This window comes from Sphingobium olei (assembly GCF_042678845.1).
Lineage (GTDB): Bacteria > Pseudomonadota > Alphaproteobacteria > Sphingomonadales > Sphingomonadaceae > Sphingobium > Sphingobium olei.
In genome coordinates this window covers 1-2275 of sequence record NZ_JBHTLS010000052.1, presented here as the reverse complement: position 1 = coordinate 2275, position 2275 = coordinate 1, and the positions used below count along the sequence as shown (strand labels likewise).

At 62.9% G+C, this 2275-nt stretch carries 2 protein-coding genes; both read right to left on the bottom strand.

What is annotated here, in order from left to right; translation table 11 throughout:
* Nucleotides 1-36 precede the first annotated feature (36 nt).
* Entirely contained in the window at nt 37-630 is a 594-nt protein-coding gene (locus tag ACFQ24_RS04040) for a plasmid pRiA4b ORF-3 family protein (protein ID WP_380909169.1), read from the bottom strand.
* Entirely contained in the window at nt 627-2018 is a 1392-nt protein-coding gene (gene tnpC, locus ACFQ24_RS04035; protein WP_380909171.1) for an IS66 family transposase, read from the bottom strand. Before tnpC ends, ACFQ24_RS04040 begins: the two co-directional genes overlap by 4 nt.
* Between the last annotated feature and the right edge of the window lie 257 nt (nt 2019-2275).

The window sequence follows — 2275 nt, the reverse complement described above, 5'->3', positions numbered from 1 at the left end:
GTAAGCGCCGACGGAAGGCGGCATTGACGCGGCCTGTCAGGCTTTCCGGCGTGTCCGTGGCGCCCATTTTTTCGCGAGCGCTTCCAGCCTTGCCTCGATCAGGGGGATATCGGGCTGGGCGTTGGGATCATGGTCGTCGCCGAGGGTTTCCAGCGCTTCTTCATGATGTTCATGCTGAGGGTCGCCGAGCGCTTCGAGCTTTTCGGCATAGCCCCATGGTCCGCCACAGTCCTCTGGCGGGCGCATGCCTACTGCATCGAGGATGAGCGGATATGTCAGGTGCGGGCTGGCCGCGCTGACGTGCTCGATCTTAACGCTATGCTCCCAGGCGTCGCCAAAGTCGTAGAGATATCGGAAGGTCTTGCGCCTCGTATCCGCCAAGACCTGGGTGAGAGTGGCCTTACGGGCGTCGAGCGGCCCGTCGAAGCCATATTCAGGATCGGGGATGCCGAAGCCGGTCTGCCCGAAGCTCATTTCCCACAGGTGAGAGTCCGTCCACGAGAAGGCGGTCTGGATAACGGTGTGCAGACGGTCCAGGCGGATATTGAGCGGCACCTCCAGCGTTCGGCTCACGGCCGGTGTCACATCGTCCAGCGTAATCTTCATCCGCACGATAGTGCTGTTGCTCACGCAGCCTTCTCCAGATCGTTGGTCAGCTTTGATGCCTGCCATTTCCACGGCAGGAAGTCATCGATCTGATTGATCGGGTGGTTGCCGATGCGCTCGATGACGTCGGTGAACCACGCCTCGGGCTCGACGCCGTTGAGCCGGCATGTGCCGGCCAGGGAGTAGAAGAGCGCCGCCGCTTCTCCTCCTTTCATGGAGCCGACGAACATCCAGTTCCGGCGCCCGAGCGCGACCCCGCGCAGGGCGTTCTCCACCAGATTGTTGCTGATCTCGAGCCGACCGTCATCGCAGTAGCGGATCATGGCATGCCAGCGGTTGAGCGGATAGCGACATGCACGCGCCAGATTGCTGTCGGAAGACAGGCCACGGTTCTGGGTTTCAAGCCAGACGCGTAAAGCCTCCAGCTTCGGCACCGCCTTGATCTGGCGGATGCGCCTCCGCTCATCGGGTGGCGCACCCTTGATGTCGCGCTCGATGGCAAAGAGTTCGGCGATCCGAACCACCGCCTCCGCCGCGATCGGCGATGGGCTCTTATCCAGGATGTCGGTAAATTTCCGGCGCGCGTGGCTCCAGCATCCCACTTCGACGATATCCCTGGGCGCCTTGGTTTTGGGATCACGGTAAAGCGCGTTGTATCCAGCAAAGCCGTCCGCCTGCAGATAGCCTTGATAATCGGCGAGATGTTCCGCCGGATGCGCCCCGCCACGATCTGCGCTGAAGCGGAAGGCTACGGCGGGCGGGCTCATGTCACCGCTTGAACGATCATCGCGCAGATAGACCCAGAAGTGCCCGGTCCGGCTGCCATCGCCATTGCCCAGCAGCGTCACCGGCGTGTCATCACCATGGATCTTCGCGGCTTCCCGGATATAGGCGAACAGCCGTTCGCCCAGTGGCGCCAGCAGCCATGCCAGTTTCCGGGCCCAGCGGCTCATCACGTCCCGATCTATGTGTAGCCCCACCCGGCGGAAGATCACCGACTGCCGGTGCCAGGGCTGATGATCGACAAAGCGGCTGACGACCAGATGGGCCAGCAAGGTGCTGCTCGCCATGACCTTGGGCAGCGGCAGATCGACAGCGGGCGCCTGGCGGATCTGTTCGCAGGATCGGCACACCAGCCTGGGCCGGACATGGCGGATGACGCGGAAGCGCGCCGGGATATAGTCGAGAACCTCAGTGACGGCCTCGTCGATTTGCACGGTCTGGCCGTTACAGCCGGCGCTGCACGGACCGGGCTGATGATCAACCGTCTGGCGCGGGAAGTGCGCAGGAAGCGGAACGCGGCCGCCGGGTTTGCGGGCCGATCTTGCCACGGGTGCCGCCGGCGCCTCGTCGTTGGCCGGTTCCGGCGCCTCGACCTCTTCGAACATCAACCGCAACTGGGCGATATCCATTTTCTCGGAGCTGCGGCCGAACTGGACGCGCAGCAGCCGCGCGACACGATGCTCGAGCTTTTCGATCCGCAAGGTCTGGGCTTTGACCGTGGCTTGCGCCGCCGTCAGTTCGGCCCGTTCCTGCTCCATGACATCGGCCATCTCCAGCAGCATTTTCTGCAGGAGAACCGGGTCTGTGGGAAGGCGATCAAGGGCGAACCGCATGCGACCGATAATAGCCCAAGCCCACGGCAAATCCTACATAAAATGGCGGTTTT

Coding starts and splice junctions, on each gene's coding strand:
- tnpC (WP_380909171.1), bottom strand. CDS start 2,018: ATGGATATCGCCCAGTTGCGGTTGATGTTCGAAGAGGTCGAGGCGCCG.